The sequence below is a fragment of the Clostridium tetanomorphum genome (assembly GCF_017873215.1).
GTDB lineage: Bacteria > Bacillota > Clostridia > Clostridiales > Clostridiaceae > Clostridium_AO > Clostridium_AO tetanomorphum.
This window is the reverse complement of record NZ_JAGGKA010000001.1, coordinates 113665-130184: the sequence shown is the minus strand read 5'-3', so window position 1 is coordinate 130184 and position 16520 is coordinate 113665. Positions and strand designations below refer to the sequence as shown.

At 28.9% G+C, this 16520-nt stretch carries 17 protein-coding genes, 1 tRNA gene and 1 other annotated feature; of the genes, 9 read left to right on the top strand and 9 right to left on the bottom strand.

Annotated features, from left to right (window positions below):
- The 3 genes from coaE to aroC are packed head-to-tail and all read right to left on the bottom strand — an operon-like array spanning position 1 to position 4450.
- The gene (coaE, locus tag J2Z24_RS00705; protein ID WP_372440058.1) at positions 1 to 660 is read right to left on the bottom strand and encodes a dephospho-CoA kinase; all 660 of its coding nucleotides are present in this window, start codon (positions 658 to 660) and stop codon (positions 1 to 3) included.
- Complete coding sequence (gene polA / locus J2Z24_RS00700) at positions 647 to 3280, bottom strand: DNA polymerase I (RefSeq protein WP_035144317.1); 2634 nt, start codon at positions 3278 to 3280, stop codon at positions 647 to 649. The genes coaE and polA overlap by 14 nt, the downstream gene beginning before the upstream one ends.
- A 24-nt stretch (positions 3281 to 3304) precedes the next feature.
- Positions 3305 to 4450 (bottom strand): chorismate synthase, encoded by a 1146-nt coding sequence (gene aroC, locus J2Z24_RS00695; RefSeq protein ID WP_035144316.1) that lies wholly within the window; start codon positions 4448 to 4450, stop codon positions 3305 to 3307.
- 166 nt (positions 4451 to 4616) lie between these two features.
- Here aroC and J2Z24_RS00690 point away from each other — a divergent pair.
- Positions 4617 to 4703, top strand: a tRNA-Leu gene (locus tag J2Z24_RS00690).
- A 241-nt stretch (positions 4704 to 4944) separates the two neighbouring features.
- On the opposite strand, the gene J2Z24_RS21560 is transcribed toward J2Z24_RS00690, so the two are convergent.
- Positions 4945 to 5076 carry a hypothetical protein gene (locus J2Z24_RS21560; protein WP_276513569.1) on the bottom strand — a complete coding sequence of 44 codons (132 nt, stop codon included), beginning with the start codon at positions 5074 to 5076 and terminating at the stop codon, positions 4945 to 4947.
- A gap of 292 nt (positions 5077 to 5368) precedes the next feature.
- Positions 5369 to 6214: a GNAT family N-acetyltransferase gene (locus J2Z24_RS00680; protein ID WP_035144314.1), complete on the bottom strand. Its 846-nt coding sequence runs from the start codon at positions 6212 to 6214 to the stop codon at positions 5369 to 5371.
- A 484-nt stretch (positions 6215 to 6698) separates the two neighbouring features.
- Here J2Z24_RS00680 and J2Z24_RS00675 point away from each other — a divergent pair, with 484 nt between their 5' ends.
- The 6 genes from J2Z24_RS00675 (at position 6699) to J2Z24_RS00650 (ending at position 10269) form a co-directional block, all read left to right on the top strand.
- Positions 6699 to 7079, top strand: a complete 381-nt coding sequence (locus J2Z24_RS00675) for a winged helix-turn-helix transcriptional regulator (RefSeq protein ID WP_035144313.1) — start codon at positions 6699 to 6701, stop codon at positions 7077 to 7079.
- A 113-nt stretch (positions 7080 to 7192) separates the two neighbouring features.
- The gene (locus J2Z24_RS00670; RefSeq protein WP_035144311.1) at positions 7193 to 7579 is read left to right on the top strand and encodes a pyridoxamine 5'-phosphate oxidase family protein; all 387 of its coding nucleotides are present in this window, start codon (positions 7193 to 7195) and stop codon (positions 7577 to 7579) included.
- 130 nt (positions 7580 to 7709) lie between these two features.
- Complete coding sequence (locus J2Z24_RS00665; RefSeq protein ID WP_035144310.1) at positions 7710 to 8021, top strand: LysE family translocator; 312 nt, start codon at positions 7710 to 7712, stop codon at positions 8019 to 8021.
- A 279-nt stretch (positions 8022 to 8300) separates the two neighbouring features.
- Complete coding sequence (locus tag J2Z24_RS21185) at positions 8301 to 8450, top strand: GNAT family N-acetyltransferase (protein WP_111947823.1); 150 nt, start codon at positions 8301 to 8303, stop codon at positions 8448 to 8450.
- 601 nt (positions 8451 to 9051) lie between these two features.
- On the top strand, positions 9052 to 9510 hold the full coding sequence (locus J2Z24_RS00655) for a YsnF/AvaK domain-containing protein (protein WP_173702730.1): 459 nt from the start codon (positions 9052 to 9054) through the stop codon (positions 9508 to 9510).
- Between the two features lie 78 nt (positions 9511 to 9588).
- A complete protein-coding gene (locus J2Z24_RS00650; RefSeq protein WP_035144309.1) occupies positions 9589 to 10269 on the top strand; it encodes a YsnF/AvaK domain-containing protein in 681 nt (226 codons plus the stop codon).
- 275 nt (positions 10270 to 10544) lie between these two features.
- Here the strand turns inward: J2Z24_RS00650 and J2Z24_RS00645 are convergent, their stop codons facing one another.
- Genes J2Z24_RS00645 through J2Z24_RS00635 form a run of 3 tightly spaced genes read right to left on the bottom strand, consistent with a single transcriptional unit; the run spans position 10545 to position 12788 of the window.
- The gene (locus tag J2Z24_RS00645) at positions 10545 to 11276 is read right to left on the bottom strand and encodes an amino acid ABC transporter ATP-binding protein (protein ID WP_035144307.1); all 732 of its coding nucleotides are present in this window, start codon (positions 11274 to 11276) and stop codon (positions 10545 to 10547) included.
- A gap of 11 nt (positions 11277 to 11287) precedes the next feature.
- Positions 11288 to 11965, bottom strand: coding sequence for an amino acid ABC transporter permease (locus tag J2Z24_RS00640; RefSeq protein WP_035144306.1), 678 nt, complete (start codon positions 11963 to 11965; stop codon positions 11288 to 11290).
- A gap of 16 nt (positions 11966 to 11981) precedes the next feature.
- On the bottom strand, positions 11982 to 12788 hold the full coding sequence (locus tag J2Z24_RS00635) for an amino acid ABC transporter substrate-binding protein (RefSeq protein WP_035144304.1): 807 nt from the start codon (positions 12786 to 12788) through the stop codon (positions 11982 to 11984).
- A 133-nt stretch (positions 12789 to 12921) separates the two neighbouring features.
- Positions 12922 to 13156 (bottom strand) — a binding site (T-box leader).
- A 312-nt stretch (positions 13157 to 13468) separates the two neighbouring features.
- Between J2Z24_RS00635 and J2Z24_RS00630 the strand changes: the two genes are divergently transcribed.
- Positions 13469 to 14260, top strand: coding sequence for an alpha/beta hydrolase (locus tag J2Z24_RS00630; RefSeq protein ID WP_035144303.1), 792 nt, complete (start codon positions 13469 to 13471; stop codon positions 14258 to 14260).
- Between the two features lie 246 nt (positions 14261 to 14506).
- On the opposite strand, the gene J2Z24_RS00625 is transcribed toward J2Z24_RS00630, so the two are convergent.
- Complete coding sequence (locus J2Z24_RS00625; RefSeq protein ID WP_035144301.1) at positions 14507 to 15370, bottom strand: AraC family transcriptional regulator; 864 nt, start codon at positions 15368 to 15370, stop codon at positions 14507 to 14509.
- 497 nt (positions 15371 to 15867) lie between these two features.
- On the opposite strand from J2Z24_RS00625, the gene J2Z24_RS21850 reads away from it, so the two are divergent.
- Positions 15868 to 16296, top strand: coding sequence for an ElyC/SanA/YdcF family protein (locus tag J2Z24_RS21850; protein WP_206538596.1), 429 nt, complete (start codon positions 15868 to 15870; stop codon positions 16294 to 16296).
- Positions 16297 to 16520 lie beyond the last annotated feature (224 nt).

The window sequence follows — 16520 nt, the reverse complement described above, 5'->3', positions numbered from 1 at the left end:
CTATAAAGCATTAATAATATCAATTAGTTTATCTACTTGCATTTCTGTATTTTCCAATGTTAAAGTATTATATATAACAAAATCTGCTATAACTTTCTTATCATCTAAAGGCATCTGTGCATTTATTCTATTTAATATTTGATCCATAGCCAATTTATCTCTTTTTCCTATCCTTTTAATTTGCGTCTCTTTATCTACCCATACAAGAACTGTAAGGTCCATGTACTTATGCATATTTTGCTCAATTAAAGTGGGAGCGTCTAAAATACAACATTTACTACCTTTTACTTCATGTTTATTAAAACTATTAAATATTTCTTTTTTTATATAAGGTATAATAATAGTTTCATATTTCTTTCTTCTATCTTCTGAAGAGAAAATGTAATTTCCAAATTCTCTTCTTCTTAAATTACCATAGCTATCAATAAACTCAGGCCCAAAATTCTCACTAATACTCTCAACAATTCGCGGATATATATTAAGCACTTCTCTAGCAATTACATCCGCATCTATTACAGGTATTCCTTTTTCTTTTAACATTTTAGTTACAGTACTTTTACCAGTCCCAATTCCTCCAGTTAAGCCAATTTTTATCATTTTACCATTACATTTTTTCAACTCTTCTTTACTTAACAGTTTTACTAAATTATTTGGCTTCATACCAATTTTCTCCTTCATTTATATCTACTTCTAATGGTACACTTAGTGGCATAACATTTTCCATGGAATCTTTTATAATAGCCTTTACCTCTTCTAATTCATCTTTGTAAGTATTTAATATAAGTTCATCATGAACCTGTAATATCAATGTACTCTTTAAAGCTCTTTTCTGAAGCTCATTATAAACTTTAACCATAGCTAATTTAATAATATCTGCAGCACTTCCTTGTATAGGACTGTTCATTGCAAGCCTTTCTCCTAAAGCTTTAACAATCTTTTTAGCATTAGATATCTCTGGAATGAATCTTCTTCTATTTAATATAGTTAAAACATACATATTTCTTTTAGCATCTTCTACTGTATCTTCCATGTATTTTTTTACTTTAGGATATCTTTCAAAATAAGTATCTATATACTCCTTTGCTTCTTTTCTAGATATTTTTAAATCCTTAGCTAAACTAAAATCTCCTATACCATAAACAATCCCAAAATTTACTGCCTTAGCATTACTTCTCATTCTAGAAGTAACCTGTTCAATTGGAACTTTAAATACTTCTGAGGCTGTTTTAGTATGTATATCCGCATGATGTTTAAATGCATCTATAAGATTTTCATCTCCAGCAATATGCGCAAGTACTCTTAGCTCTATTTGAGAATAGTCTGCTGAAACAATTATGGAATCTTCATTATTAGATACAAATACTTTTCTTATTTCTTTGCCCATTTCATATTTAATAGGTATATTTTGTAGATTAGGTTCTGTACTTGAAAGCCTTCCTGTAGTTGTAACAGTTTGATTAAAACTTGAATGAATTTTTCCATCTTCATCAATTACATTTTTCAAACCTTCTACGTAAGTTGAATAAAGTTTTGTAAGCTGTCTATAATAAATTATCTTTTCAATTATAGGATGTTTTCCCTCTAGTGCCTCCAAAACTTCTGCATTGGTAGAATATCCTGTCTTTGTTTTTTTAATTACTGGCAAATCCAACTTTTCAAAAAGAATTTTACCTAACTGTTTTGGGGAATTTACATTAAATTCCTCTTCAGATAAAGCATATATTTCACTTTGAATTCTCTTTATTTCCTTTTGAAATTTATCTCCTATCTTAGTTAGCATATCTCTATCTACTTTAAACCCCTCTGTTTCCATAGAAGCCAAAACTGTAGTTAAGGGTAATTCTACTTCGTAAAAAAGTTTTTCCATATCTAAAGATTTTATTTCACGCTCTAATTCCTTATAAACTTCTTTAAGTAAAGAAGTTTCTTTTATGTCTTTTTCTTCATCATCCTTTATTAGAATTTTTAAATACTGAGAAATTAAAGTACTTAATTCATAATCTCCCCTTGAAGAATCAATTAAATAGGCTGCTATTTTTGTGTCAAATTTCACTCCATTTAAATCTATTCCCATCTTATGAAGTATAGTATGAGGCATTTTCACATCATGAAATACTTTCTCTATACTGTTATCCTCAAATATTTCTTTTAATAAATTAACAGTTTCATTATTATTTTCGCTTAAAATCTGCTGTAAATAAACTATATAATTGCTATCTTTAAAATTGATAAACATCCTTTCAATTGCAGCCTTTGAATAAATATTTTCATTTGATAATTGAAAAGTAATATACAACTTTTCATCATTATTTGAAATTATATAGCTATATAAATCTTTTAACTCTAATACATTATTTATATTTTTATATTCTACATTAAATTCGCTATTTTTTTCACTGGTATTTTCTGCATCAGGCAATTTATCTATTAAAGACTTAAATTGCAAATCTATGAAGATATTTCTTACTCCTTCTTCATCATAATTATCCTTAGATTTTATTGAATCTAAATCTATTTCTATAGGAACATCTCTTATAATAGTAGCTAACTTTTTGCTAAAAATAGCCTGTTCATAATTTTCCTTTAAATTTTCTTTTATCTTTTTACCACTTATATTATCTATATTTTGAAGAACATTTTCTACACTACCATATTCCTTTATAAGCTTAAAAGCAGTTTTTTCACCAATTCCTGGAACCCCTGGTATATTATCCGAAGTATCTCCCATAAGTCCTTTTACATCTATAAATTGAGTAGGAGTTACTCCCATTTCTTTAATCATTCTGTTCTTATCATAAACTTCTTTCTCTGTGATACCCTTTTTAGTAATTATAATTTTTGTATTATCTGAAGCTAACTGAAGAGCATCTTTATCTCCTGTAACAACATAAACTTCAATATTTTTTCCCTCAGCAAATTTTGATAAAGTACCTATTAAATCATCTGCTTCAAAGCCATCTATTTCAAAAATATCTATAGCTAATTTATTTAAAAGATCCTTAACTAATGGAAATTGTTCTGCTAATTCCGGCGGCATCTTTTTTCTTCCTGCCTTATATTCTTTATACTCATTATGTCTAAAAGTAGGAGCACTTCTATCAAAAGTACACACTATATAATCCGGTTCTATTTCTTCCTTCATTTTTAAAAGCATAGTAGTAAATCCATATACCCCATTAGTATGTAGTCCTTGACTATTAGTCAACGGTGGTAATGCGTAAAAAGCTCTATTCATTAAACTATTTCCATCTAAAATAAGTAGCTTTTCTTTTTTATCCATATAATAATCTCTCCCATCAAATATCTATCTTAAATAAACTGTATCTCTATAATGATTTATACTTTTTTTTAACTCAAAAAACTCATCTGCTGAAAACTTATCTAATATCTCTTTTAAAATATAAAAAGCTACCACATTCTCTAAAACTATAGAAGCTGGTACTACAGCAGATACATCAGAACGTTCATATCTAGTATTAGTTTCTTTTCTCTTTCGTAAATTTATAGTACAAACATCTTTTCTAATAGAAGGTATTGGTTTTATAAAAGCTTTAATTTCAATATTTTCACCATTAGACACTCCTGCTTCTATACCACCACAATTATTTGTACTTCTATTTATCTTACCATGTTTATACACAATTTCATCATTAAAATTGCTTCCTCTTAAATTTAAATCCAATCCATTGCCAAATTCTATGGCTTTTACTCCCTGGACAGACATAATTCCATAACTTAATACTGCATCTAACTTTCTATCCCATTGAGAGTAACTTCCCACTCCTATGGGAACTCCTTTTATTGAAAGAAATACACTTCCACCTATAGTTTCTCCCTGTTCCTTACAAATATCAATCTTTTTAATAAATGCTTTTTCTATTTCTCCATTATAACATCTAACTTCACTGTTATCTATTTTTTCATATATATCCTCATTAAACAAGTCCACTACATCATCATAAAGATTGCCTATACTATGTACTTTGCTTCTAATTTCTATACCAATATCCTTAAGTATCTCTTTACATAAAGCACCTACTGCAGTTCTTATGGCAGTCTCTCTAGCAGAAGTTCTTTCAATAGTATCCCTAATATCTCCAGTACCATATTTAAAATATCCTACTAAATCTCCATGCCCTGGTCTTGGAACTACTATTCTCTCATCTACTTTTGGTTCTCTTGTAAGTATGCCTTTCCAATTTTCATAATCTTTATTATAAATTAACATAGTTATAGGATTACCAGTGGTCTTTCTCCCTCTAACACCAGATAAAAATTCCACTGTATCCTCTTCTATTTTCATTCTTTCCCCTCTACCATAGCCACTTTGTCTTCTTTTTAATTCATTATTTATAAATTCTATATCCACCCTAAAGTTTGAAGGTATACCGTCTATTATAGCTACCATGGCCTTACCATGAGATTCTCCAGCATCTAAAAATCTAAGCATAAATATCTCTCCTATTTGAAATAATATTTCTATTAATGATACTCTAAATATTATTTTACTACAAATTTTGTTTTTATTTAATATAAATGGACTTTAATAATTTTCATGCTCTATGTATATTGCCTCTTGACTTATACTGGTCTATATGTTATTATTTTTTTGTCGAGCCGAAGTGGTGGAATTGGCAGACGCAACGGACTCAAAATCCGTCGTTGGTAACAACGTGCGGGTTCAAGTCCCGCCTTCGGCACCATTGATTTATATAGGTTTAAAGCACTTTGAATAATTTATTTAAAGTGCTTTTTTATTGCTTTTGGTTAACAATTGGTTAACAACTGAAAAAGAATTCAACAAAATTACTATACAAAACATATTAGATAAGGCTTTAATTAATCGTTCCACTTTTTATAAGTACTATTCAGACAAATATGAGTTAGCAGAACAACTTATAGATGAAATTATGAAAACTGCTACTTCATTTATTAATGAGCGCTTTAGTAATAAGAAAGAAAATAATCTTTTTCCTTTTCTTTTTCAATTATATAAACTATATTTTCATCAATAAAATGAATATGTCCTTCATCTCTTTTCTGTTCATTAGTAGTAATATATACCCATTTTATCAAAATTAAAAATCTTAACATTCCAAATTTTGAGGTACTACAATTTCACTATGCTTTATAAATCAAATGATGCTAACAAATATTTTTGTACTTTTAGTTAAAGAAGTATAGAATAAATACGAGATTTATCATCGTCTAGTCCTGCAAGGTGCAGTTCTATTTTTCTAGCACTATCATGAATTTCTTCAATGCGTGACCAATCTTTTTAATTGTAATTTCTTATTATTATATTTTCCATCCCATATCTCTTTCTACATGATAAAATATTCATTATATTATTATGAACAAAGTAAAATTACAAATTTAATAACATTTCATATTGAGTAACACTATTGTTAAAACCTAATTTAAATAAAAAATTTTGGATTGATTTCCCTTGAGCATCTATATTAAGAACACTAATTTTAGAAGACTCTGTATTCTTTATCAAGTCCGTTATTATGCTTCTTGCAATTCCATTCCCCCTAAAATTTTTATCTACAGCTATTTGTGGAATATCTCCTGTTTTCTTATCGATAATGCCATAACCAACAATAGTATTGTCAAAACGTACAATTGAATATAAAAAAGCTTCTGAAATAGCATTAATTGAATCAATAGAATTTTGCCAAGATGGATTAAAATCCCAAAACTGTATCAATTGATTTAAATCAATCTTGTTCACATGCTCAACCTTATAATTAATTATAGAATTATATTGACTTTTATCTAGCTGAAAACACTCTAACTCTCTTTGAATTTCAAAATTTTGCTTTTTATAGAGGTTCACTGCAGATTCATTAGATTTAATTACTTCTAACAAGTATTGTTTTACTTGTTCTTCTTTAATTATATTTTTTATATTTGAAAGTATATTATTTGTTACTCCTTGTCTTCTATAATTACTTACAACACCTGTTCCAATGTCATATACAGTTAACTTTCCATTCCAAATTCGATATCCATTCAAAACAAATCCAACCAATTTTTCATTTAAGAATGCTCCTATAGACATTTCCGCAATATAACCCCTTCTTTGAAGCATTTGTTTAAACTTCCAAATAGGTAAATCTATCTTAACCTGATAATCAGAAAATGCATTTACAAATGCTTTATGAAGTATTTCTATGCTAGTTTTATCTAAAGTCTTATAGCTAAACATTTTTATTCTATCCTTTCTATTTTATATCTATTGCCATTCAACTATTTAATTGTTTTTATCTATAAACAAAATTAAAATTCTCTATCTAATTATTTTTCCATAACAATAACTTCTCTTTCAATATTTTCCCTAAAATTTATTTTATTTCTTTTGACTTGGACAAGTCCAATTGATATCAAAATTTTAATGCAGTTTCATTATCAATTACAACATCTAACCAAATTTTAATGCTAAAGATGGTACTATGATACCTATAATACATCCTTTATCAATAAAGTATGTATTAAACATTATTTGGTTTACAGTAAAAATAAAAGTTATAAATATTCATTTAAATAATGCAATTAATAAAAAACCTCACTTATAGGTGATATGGAGAACCATATCATAAGTAAGTGAGAAATTTACTTACTTATAAATTTCATAGTTACTTGTGTTTACATAATGTTGCTTTTATAATAGCAAATACAGGAGGTTAAGTAAGATGTATAAACCCAAATTAGAAAAGGATATTCGTTGTCCTTTGGAATATGGTTTGAATGTTTTTGGTGGAAAGTGGAAATCACGAATTATCTGTGTTCTGGCAGAAAAGCAAATTCTGCGTTACAGTGCCATCCGCAAGGAACTGTCAAATATCACAGATGCTGTTTTGGCGGCAACACTAAAAGAATTGATTGCAGACGGCATTGTTATCAGGCAGCAATTTAATGAAATTCCACCTAAGGTGGAATATTGTCTTTCAGACAAAGGGAAGTCGGTTATACCAATTTTGCAAAGTATTTGCAGATGGTCTGGTGCGTATCACAAAGAAGACAATGAACATACTCTATCACAGTGTCAGAAGTGTGATTACAATTTATACTAAGAAATTTATTAGTGACTTATAAATTTCTTAATATCTTATTTTTCTATATTGCGTTCTGTATAATGATACTGAGTTAAGCAGCTAAAGCTGTATAAAAAAGGAGGAAGATTTAAATGAACGCAGATGTAGTAAAACTTTTAAAAGAGCAACTTTGGTATTTGGGCACATATTCTGATGAACCTAATGCTGTACCAGTGGCATTTAAGGATGTCACAGATGATGGTAAGCTGGTAGTTGGAGATGTATTTTTAAATACAACCCTTTCTAATATCAAGGCTAATGGTAAGATAGCTGTTTCTACGTGCAACGGAGAAACTATGGAAGGATATCAAATCAAAGGTACTGCTGAATATGTGACAGAAGGCCCGGTTGTAGATACTTTTAAAAAATTGGTTTCTGACATGTTTAATGGTGCAGCAACTGCGAAGGGAGCGCTTATCATTACTCCAAAACAAGTCATCGTTACAACTCCAGAAGCTGATAACAAGAAGGTATTGTAATCAAAAATATTCTTAGCTACATGACATATCCAGAAAGCCCAATACTGAATAAAGGCATTGGGCTTTTTTTCCTACTGCTAAATGTGACGCTGAAAAAATTTATATCTTAAAATGACTAGGGGGTGTAAAAATGCCTATCACTGTTTTGTGGGCATTGATTATCTATATGTTAATCAATTCATTTACTCCTGGACCAGGAAATATACTAGCACTCAACACAATGACCAAGCATGGATGGGAAAAAGGAAGAAAATTATTTTTTGGTATTTGGACAGGTTTTTTGCTGCAATTTGTAAATGTTAAAATATATTTTTATGGAATCACATTATTAAGCGGATATATTGTGCCATATTATCAATCCATATACTCAATGATTATTACAGAGATTCTCATTACAGCAGTGGGGTCTTTTGCTACTTTTATGTGGGCATTGATGGGATAAAAATACAGGACATTTATTTGAAACATTTTAAGTTCATTAATGCTATTTTTGGGGCATTTCTTGTTTTTTGTGCGTGGAATATGGTGAATCAATCTGTATAGTATTTTAGAGGGGTGTAAAAATGATAGAAATTCAATATAAATCAAAAAAATATTTACAAAAGAAGTGATTCAAAAGTTATTTTTATCCGTTGGCTGGGTATCCAGTAAATATCCAAACAGACTACATAAGGCATTAATGAATTCTGGTACAGTAATTACGGCTTGAAATGGAGAAAATCTGGTATGGCTTGTCAGAGCACTGGACGACAGCGAACTAGTTGCTTACATTCATTACGTTTTCGTAAATCCGAAGTATCAAGGGAAAGAAATTGTGAAACAAATGATAGAGAAGATAAAAGAAAAATATAAGAAATTTCTCTATTATTGAAATTATGCCAATATGTATTAACTTAATTTTAATAAAAGATTTCTCTTTGAGCTTATTTAGGTGATTTGTAATGTGTATCCTAAATAAGCTCTTTTTTTATTGTTCTATAGGAAAATTCCAATTAATTGCACTTTGTTCTAAAATTTTTTCCATTATTGTTGGAGCCTATCAATAATTTTGTATAAGCTTCCATAAAAATTTTAAAATTATGTGTTTAAGAATAACTAGGTAAGAGTATTATTATCCTGATGCCTAGTTATTTTAAAATATTAAATATTTTTACATTAATTCAGTAACTCCTCTGTTTTTAAGTTCATTCTCTATCTATTGGCACGTTTAAATCAAATTCTCCTAAATCTGATAATACTTTTACCGAATAATATGGTGTTTAAAATTTTTAAGTTTTTTATACATTAATGGTAGAAACTAAATTTTAAAGGTATCGATTGAAAAATGTAGTTCTTTAAATATCATATATGAAAATAGCATTTATTTGTTGTAATCTATTTACTTTAACTCCATATTTCACAAAGGATATATTACTCTAGCAGGGATAAAATATTAATGAATTGAAAATATGTACTTATAGGAGGTAATACTTATGATGGGTTTATTTGACAATATTTTAGGCAATGACAATGACGATGATAATAAGAAAAATAAAGATGAAGGAAGACTTACACTTCATAAGGAAGAACTTGATATAAATAAAAGCAAGGTTCAAAAAGGTGAAGTTGAACTAAGCAAAGAAATTATTGAAGAACAAAAAACAGTTGATGTTCCTGTTACTCATGAAGAAGTTGTTATCGAAAGAAGATCAATAAATAACGAAGCTAGTGATACACCTATTAGTGACGAGGAGACCATACGTATTCCAGTCAGTGAAGAACAGGTTAATGTGGATAAACACACAGTGGTAACTGGAGAAGTGTCTGCTTATAAACGTGAAGTCCAAGAAACAAAGCAAGTGGATGAGAACCTAAAAAGAGAAGAAGCTCGTATAAACACAAATGGTGATGCAAATATAGTAGATAACAATCCAGATGATGGCTTCCATTAAGGAATTTATAAAATAAATAAAAAAACACCTCTCAAATTATATGTTAGATTTAGGAGGTGTTTTTTAGGAGGATAGAGCATGTTAAACAAAGATGTATCTAACATAAAAAGTATTCAATATTTAACAGGTGCTACTATTGGCGGAATAATTGGTTTTATAATTGCTATTTTGTATAAGTTCTCTATTTTAACTATACCCGGATTTGTAAATATATTTATAATTACATCAATTGATCCAATCATAATAGGAACTATATTAGGCATTATTGTAGGTGTAATTATAGGTAGGCTAATGGTTCAGAGTAAGACATATAAGAACGATATTGAAACAATTCCAAAGAAGATTCCTCATAATGCAGATAGTGATATAAAGATGCAACTTCGCGAAGAACAGATGAAAATATCTAAGAACAAAATACAAACTGGTGGAGTATCCATTCACAAAGAAGTTTTAACCGAAGAAAAAAATATTACTGTACCTGTAAAACGTGAGGAACTTGTTATTGAAAAAACTGTTTTTGATTCACAATTCCGTAACAAATCAGATGTTCATACTGAAACTATTCGAATACCCATCAGTGAAGAACGTATCCACATACACAAGCAGCCAGTAACTTTAGAAGATGTTTCAGTTAATAACCATCAATATAAAGAGGTAAAGCATTTAACTGAAAGGTTAAAAAAGGAAATACCTCACATTAGTATTAAAGGGGATTCAAAAATTGTGGATAAGGAAATCGATAAAAAATATCGAAGTTAGAAATATGGGATAATTAATAGCTCTAAAAGCTTTCTGATTGTAAACAGGAAAGATTTAGTTAATTTAGATAATGTTCTGTAATTTTTCTTTCTAATGCTAATATTCTTCCCTGTTTGTTCAAGGTTTCCATAGCTGTTGCAGCAGGTATATTTACATATAGAGTATTTAATATATATTTTTACTAAAATATCTGTTTCATCTGTCAAGAAATACTGTTACTATATTTCCTCTATATCTACTTTTGAAATTATTCTGTATTTTAATTTTGCAAAACCCTAGGAAAAGAAACTAAGAAATTTTTTAGTCCGTTCATCTTTAGGATTATCAAATATATCCTCTGGTGTTCCTTGCTCTACAACTACTCCTCCATCCATAAAAACCACTCTATCTGCCACTTCCCTTGCAAAAGTCATTTCATGAGTAACTATAATCATAGTCATATGCCTTTCTGCCAAAACTTTTATAGCATTAAGTACTTCTTGAACTAATTCTGGATCCAGTGCAGAAGTAGGTTCATCAAAAAGGATAACCTCTGGATTTAAAGCCATTGCCCTGGCAATGCTTACCCTTTGCTGTTGTCCTCCTGACAAAGTGGCTGGATAGTTATTTCTTTTCTCATATAGTCCAACCAACTTTAATAGCTGTTCTGCTATTTCTACTGCTTTAACTTTATTTGATTTCTTTGTTATTATTAAACCTTCAGTGATATTTTCTAGGACAGTTTTGTTCTTAAATAGGTTATAGCATTGAAACACCATAGCAGACTGTTGTCTTAACTTCAATATGTCCTTATCCTTCACTTTAGCCGCATCTATGAAAACTTCACCTACTTGTACAGTTCCACTTTCAGGTTTTTCTAAATAATTTATACATCTTAAAAAAGTAGATTTACCGGAACCTGAAGGTCCTATAATGGCTACAATGTCACCTTTATTAACCTCTAAATCTATGCCCTTTAACACCTGTAAATTTTTAAAACTTTTCTTTAAACCTTTTATCTTAATCATTTGTTCACATCCTAGCATGCTTTATTCATTTTATTTTCCAATATACTTTGAAGATAATTAAAAGCTACAATAATAATCCAATATATTATGGCTACAGCTAAATAGCTTTCAAAGAATTTATAGCTGGCTGCAGCAGACATTTTTGCTTGAGCCAGTATTTCAACTAGCCCTAAAGTAAAGGCTAAAGATGAACCTTTTATTAAATCTATAAAAACATTACCTAAAGAAGGTACTGCCGTCCTTAAGGCTTGCGGCATTACTATTCTTTTCATTCCTTGCCAATGTGTCATTCCTACAGAAAGGGCAGCTTCCATCTGACCTTTATCTATAGAGCTTATAGCTGCTCTATAGACTTCTGCCATATAGGCCGAAGAATTTAAACTTAACCCTAAAATAGCTGCACTGTAAGCATTCATAGTTTTAAACATTGGCATTATCTGTGGAAGCCCATAGTATAGCAAAAATAGCTGCACTAATAATGGTGTTCCTCTAAAAAAAGATACATATATTTTAGCTAGAGAGTTTAATCCTTTTATCTTATACATTCTAATCACTTGCAAAATCAAGGCTAAAACTAATCCTATAGCCATTGATATTACTGATAAACTTAAAGTTGTGTTAATGTATTTTATTAATGTTGGTATTATTTCAATAAAATATTTCAAATCAAAATTTGCATTCAACTTCATTACCACCTAAAATTAATTATTTTTTAGTTATATCGATTTTAACCCACTTTTTGGATATTTTTTCAAAGGTTCCATCCGCCTTCATGTCTGCAATAGCTTTATTTACCTTTTCAACAACTGCCTTGTTTTCTTCATTATTTATAAATGGAAAAGCATTTTCTAATGGTTCTACATCATTTCCTGCAAGTTTTACAGGTATTTTATTTTCTTCAACTGTTGCAATAGCTGATACCTTATCATCCATTAAAGCATCTATTCTTCCTAATGCTAAATCCTGTCTCATTCCTCCATCATCCTCATAGGTTACTACAGTTATTTCTTTATTCTTATCAAAATTTCTAATTATTTGCTCGTAGTTACTTCCTAAGCTAACCCCTATTTTTTTGCCCTTTAGGTTCTCAAGTTTTTCTATTGAGTTATTATCCTTTTTAACTACAATCTGTGCTCCTGAGTAAACATAAGGGTTTGAAAATAAATATTTATCTTTTCTCTTAACTGTTATTGTAATTTCATTAGCTATTGTATCTATTTTTCCTGCATCTAACATTCCAAATAATCCGCTAAAAGAAGCAGTAACAAACTCTGGCTTATAACCTGTTCTTTTTCCAATCTCATTCCATACATCTATCTCAAAACCATCAAGTTTATTTTTCTTATTCATAAAGGTATAAGGATAATATCCTCCTGATGTTCCAATCCTAATAACCTTTGCAGTTTCATTAGAAGAAGCTTTATTAACTGCTTTTGAACCACATCCACTTAATACTCCTGATAATATTAATATTGACGCTAGTACACCTACTAATTTTTTATTTTTTATCATAATAATTCCTCCTATATTTTCATAATTACATTCATTTTTAATATTTTTTAGACTTTCAAAGTAATAATTAATAAATCTTGTACATTGCTCAAATTCCGGATTTTGAGAAACAAAAAACTTCTGCCTCTAATAATTTAGAGACAGAAGTTAACTTCCGCGGTTCCACTCTAATTATCACTTATATAAATATATAGCGATATCTCCTTTTACCTTAACGCTATAACAGGCGTACCTGCTGCCGTCTACTATATTTCGAAGCAGTGCTCAAAGATGCATTCACATAACTTACACTTAAAATCCCTTTCAGCCAATGAGGAATTCTCTCTGTTAGTTTAGATTATGTTACTATTTCTTATCATAGCATTTAGTTTTTAATTCCCATTAAACAAGTATGAATACTAGGATTTATTTAAAATATTAATACATTATTTATCTATTGTCAACAATAATATTAATTATTTTATTTGGTAATTTTATACTATCAATTCACCTTCAGTAAGTCGAAATGATAAAATTGTTTAGCTTCGGTAGTCATCCCCTACCAACCAGCTGTTTTAGCAATTGGATTAATGACAAAATAATGCTAATAGTAAGCAAGATTATTCATGATAAATATGGTTAATGATGATATTATAAACATAACAATTTAAGTTGAAAATCCCAAATGAGGTGGTATAAAAATGAATAGATCAAAAGTAGAAAAAGTAAATTTTTATAGTGATGTACTTGTTAAACAAATGTCAATGTTGGTGTATTTACCTAAATACTATAATAGTTTAACTCCTCTGCCTGTATTATATTTTCTACATGGAAGAAGTGGAGATGAAAATGTAATGTTTGAAATGGATATAAACACTATAGCTGATCGAATGATAAAAAATGAGGAAATTAAACCTATGATAATTATATGTCCAAGAATTGAAAACAGCCGGGGATTGAATTCATCCTTAATCTGTAAAGAGATTTCTGATACTGGAGATAATAGTAGAATTATAAATTTAGGAATGTATGAAGATTACTTTATGAATGAAATAATACCTTTAACAGATAAAACTTTCAATACTATAAAAAATAGAAAAGGAAGATATATAGGCGGGGCATCTGCTGGAGGGTATGCAGCTCTTCACAATACATTAAGACATCAACATATGTTTTCAAAAGTAGGCGGGCATATGCCTGCTTTAGAACTGAAACTTGAAGAGGAAGACAAAGCATATTATAAAGACATTGGTGTATGGGAAAAATATGATCCAATATATATTGCAAAAAACAATAATATTTCTTCTCATATTGATGTCTATCTTGATGCTGGAGATAAGGATGAAGGTAGATTTTATGAAGGCTGTTCAATTTTACATAAACTATTGAAAGAGAAAGGCATAAATTCTCAAAATCATGTATTCCCTGGTAATCACAGTGCTAAATATATACAATCAAACATTGAAAAATATCTAAAATTTTATGGATGCTAATATACTGTAGACAGGCTTTGTGTAATTTATACAGGCATAAAAAATAATAAATCACTTTCTTTAGATTTATTATAAAGCAAGAAGTAAGATAGTTCTTAATAAAAATAAAAGAGAAATCAGAAGTATCTGATCTTCTCTTTTATTGTACTTAAAATACCATGGGTTTACTAGTATCCCTGTGATTATATTGAAAATGCCACTTACGTGTGGTAAATAACAGGTTATATCTTTTTAAAACAATTTATATCATAAAGTTTCTCTAAATTTTGTTGGTGAAACATTATAATGTCTTTTAAATAAACGGCTAAAATAATTTATACTATCAAATCCACATCTTAACGCTATTTCAGTTATATTCATATCACCTTTATTCAAATAGTCAACAGCTTTTTCCAGTCTTATTCCATTAATATAATCTGTAGTTGTCTTACCTGTCATTTCCTTAAAAATTCTGCAAAAATGATAGGTACTGATATGAACAATATTTGAAAGATCCTCAATGCATATTTTTTTAGAGTAATTACTGTCTATATATTTAAAAATCAAATCAAAACGTTTTAAATTATTTACTTTTGAAATAAGTTCTTTTCTAGTTAGAAATTTACTAATGTATTTTCTTAATAGGAGGACAATTAATTGGTAAACAAAGGATTTTACAGCAAGTTCATACCCAATTTTCTTCGAAAAATATTCTTGTATTGTTATGGTGACACAGTCCAATATCTGTTTGTCATTTTCAATTAAATTTTGAAAAGATATTTGATTTTGTGACAGTGGCGAAAGGAATTTTGTCTGACATAGATCAACTTGATTACTAAACACAAATGAAGAATCGATACGAATTATATAAAACTTCAGATCATCACTTAAACTTTCAAGGGAATGTAGTTCATTATTATTAATTACTACAATACTGTCAGTTGTAACATAATAACGCTTTTTATTGCATTCAACTAAAGCCTTGCCTTCAGTAAAAAAATATAGCTGCATATTTTCATGCCAATGTGTATTAAATTTTCTTCCTTTCTTAAAGTTTTCTGCTAAGAATATATCTATACCGAAATTTGGATCTGGCATTTTTTTATTATAATACGTTTGCAAATTTTTCATATTTATATCCTCATGTCAAAATTGTACTAAATTTCAGCAATACAATTGTTTAATTATACTGCAAATATAAATTATTATAATATAAATACATTTTATTGTGAACAACAAAATTATTCTACTAATTAAGCAACTGTGAGTATCAACTCCCTTGTGAGAAATCTAATGTAATGAACAAACAGAATTATTTCACATTTGTTAGAGTTAGGTTAGTTTTATCCATACAAATTGTGATATAATTACTAGTAATAAAATTAAATAGTGGATTTGTGTGAATTAAGGATAATTTATATGTTATTGAATAGTATCAAAAAACATATATAAAAGGAGATATGTAAAATGATGATATTATATATTTTATGCTCAATATTATTGTTCTTTATAGTTGAGTATATTATGATCCGTAGCAGTTTTAAAGTAGCAGCCTATAATAATGGACAAAGAAGAGATGTGATTATTATACTTGGTTATGCTGCAAAAAAAACGGTGATGTATCACCAATTTTACGAGAACGAATAAGTAAAGCAGCAAAGTTATATCATGAAGGGATTGCTGGAGTCATAATCTGTTCTGGTGCAGCTGTTGCTAACGATTATATAGAAGCTGATGTCATGGCAAATGCCTTAATTGAATTAGGAGTGCCTGATTGTAATATAATTCGTGAAAAACTTGCTAAGAATACATATGAAAATTTAGTAAATTCAAGGGAAATCATGCAGAACAAGGAACTGAATACAGCCGTTATTGTATCCTCACCCTGGCATTTGCGAAAAGCCAGTTCGTATGCGTTTAGACTTAAAATCCACCATACAGTAGAAAAATCTAAATTTCCGAATGAATACCTGATAATAGGAGTTGGAATGATTTATCTTTATTTATACACTCAGATGTTCATAAACAATTTACGTTACTATAAATGTAGACAATAAAGTTAAGACGTCATCTTCTTATTAATGCCTTAACTAATAAAAACCAATAATTTCCTTAAATATATTATAAAATATACAACCTTACTACTTCGTCTACCGCAAGTATGTTATTCTTTTCAAATCCTTTAACTAATTCCAAAATACCTACTAGTATTTCTTTTTTATTGCATGATTTTCTGGGAATATATATAAACTCACCATCTACATATTTCTGCACCTATTCA

Bases quoted from the DNA above. Each gene is read 5' to 3' on its own strand.
- J2Z24_RS00655 (WP_173702730.1), top strand. From the start codon at position 9,052: ATGATGGGTTTATTTGACAATATTTTAGGCAATGACAATGACGATGAT.
- J2Z24_RS00650 (WP_035144309.1), top strand. From the start codon at position 9,589: ATGTTAAACAAAGATGTATCTAACATAAAAAGTATTCAATATTTAACA.
- coaE (WP_372440058.1), bottom strand. From the start codon at position 660: ATGAAGCCAAATAATTTAGTAAAACTGTTAAGTAAAGAAGAGTTGAAA.
- J2Z24_RS00670 (WP_035144311.1), top strand. From the start codon at position 7,193: ATGAACGCAGATGTAGTAAAACTTTTAAAAGAGCAACTTTGGTATTTG.
- J2Z24_RS00640 (WP_035144306.1), bottom strand. From the start codon at position 11,965: ATGAAGTTGAATGCAAATTTTGATTTGAAATATTTTATTGAAATAATA.
- J2Z24_RS00675 (WP_035144313.1), top strand. From the start codon at position 6,699: ATGTATAAACCCAAATTAGAAAAGGATATTCGTTGTCCTTTGGAATAT.
- J2Z24_RS00635 (WP_035144304.1), bottom strand. From the start codon at position 12,788: ATGATAAAAAATAAAAAATTAGTAGGTGTACTAGCGTCAATATTAATA.
- J2Z24_RS00680 (WP_035144314.1), bottom strand. From the start codon at position 6,214: ATGTTTAGCTATAAGACTTTAGATAAAACTAGCATAGAAATACTTCAT.
- J2Z24_RS00630 (WP_035144303.1), top strand. From the start codon at position 13,469: ATGAATAGATCAAAAGTAGAAAAAGTAAATTTTTATAGTGATGTACTT.
- J2Z24_RS00645 (WP_035144307.1), bottom strand. From the start codon at position 11,276: ATGATTAAGATAAAAGGTTTAAAGAAAAGTTTTAAAAATTTACAGGTG.
- J2Z24_RS00625 (WP_035144301.1), bottom strand. From the start codon at position 15,370: ATGAAAAATTTGCAAACGTATTATAATAAAAAAATGCCAGATCCAAAT.
- polA (WP_035144317.1), bottom strand. From the start codon at position 3,280: ATGGATAAAAAAGAAAAGCTACTTATTTTAGATGGAAATAGTTTAATG.
- J2Z24_RS00665 (WP_035144310.1), top strand. From the start codon at position 7,710: ATGCCTATCACTGTTTTGTGGGCATTGATTATCTATATGTTAATCAAT.
- aroC (WP_035144316.1), bottom strand. From the start codon at position 4,450: ATGCTTAGATTTTTAGATGCTGGAGAATCTCATGGTAAGGCCATGGTA.